The organism is Streptomyces tropicalis (assembly GCF_029269835.1).
Taxonomy (GTDB): Bacteria; Actinomycetota; Actinomycetes; order Streptomycetales; family Streptomycetaceae; genus Streptomyces; species Streptomyces tropicalis.
In genome coordinates this window covers 1-621 of the sequence record NZ_JARJBB010000101.1, presented here as the reverse complement: position 1 = coordinate 621, position 621 = coordinate 1, and the positions used below count along the sequence as shown (strand labels likewise).

Below are 621 nucleotides of genomic sequence, written 5' to 3'. Positions count from 1 at the left end.
CCAGCCGCGCACGGTGACGTACTACGGCGCGCGGACCCCGGCGATCGACCCCCGGTCCATCCCGACCGGCGCCGCCCAGGCGCCCGTCGACGTCCGCCAGGTGGTTGGGGACCAGCTGCCCGCTGGCTTCGACTGGGCGCCGCGCCGACCGACCCTGACCGTGATCAAGGGCGGCGACCCCACGGCCCCCGCCCTCGACGAGCAAATGGCGCGTGCCGCGATGGTCCGCGCGATTGCGCGGTGGGGGGTGCGCGCGGCATGAGCACCGATCAGGTCGAAGCTGCGGCCCCAACGGTCGGCGATGCGCCGGAGGCGGAGTCGCCGAAGGGTCCGGTCCGCGAAGTCAACGACTTCCTGGCGGACCTGGACAACGTCCTGGCGACGTCGACGGCGCCGTCGATCCCGGCCCCGGCCGCCGAACCAGACCCGCCACCCGATGCCGCGTCGACCATGCCCGACGTCGACCTGGACCTCGACGTGGACCGGCCGGTGGAACCGGCGCCCGCCCCGGACGCCGCTCCGCCTGCCCCCGCCGCCGCCCCCGCCCCGGCCCCGCCGGCGAAGGACTGGTGGGACGACGTCTATCGGCACGACGCCGCGGACCAGGACACCTTCACCGGC

General features: G+C 75.8%; 1 protein-coding gene and 1 pseudogene. Both read left to right on the top strand.

Annotation, left to right across the window (positions count from 1 at the left end; translation table 11 throughout):
- Window positions 1-262, top strand: a 262-nt coding sequence (locus P3H78_RS33205; RefSeq protein WP_276112883.1) for a hypothetical protein, incomplete at its 5' end; no start/stop codon positions are given.
- Window positions 259-621: pseudogene (locus tag P3H78_RS33200) on the top strand (hypothetical protein); the annotation flags it as partial. The gene P3H78_RS33205 and the pseudogene P3H78_RS33200, both read left to right, overlap by 4 nt.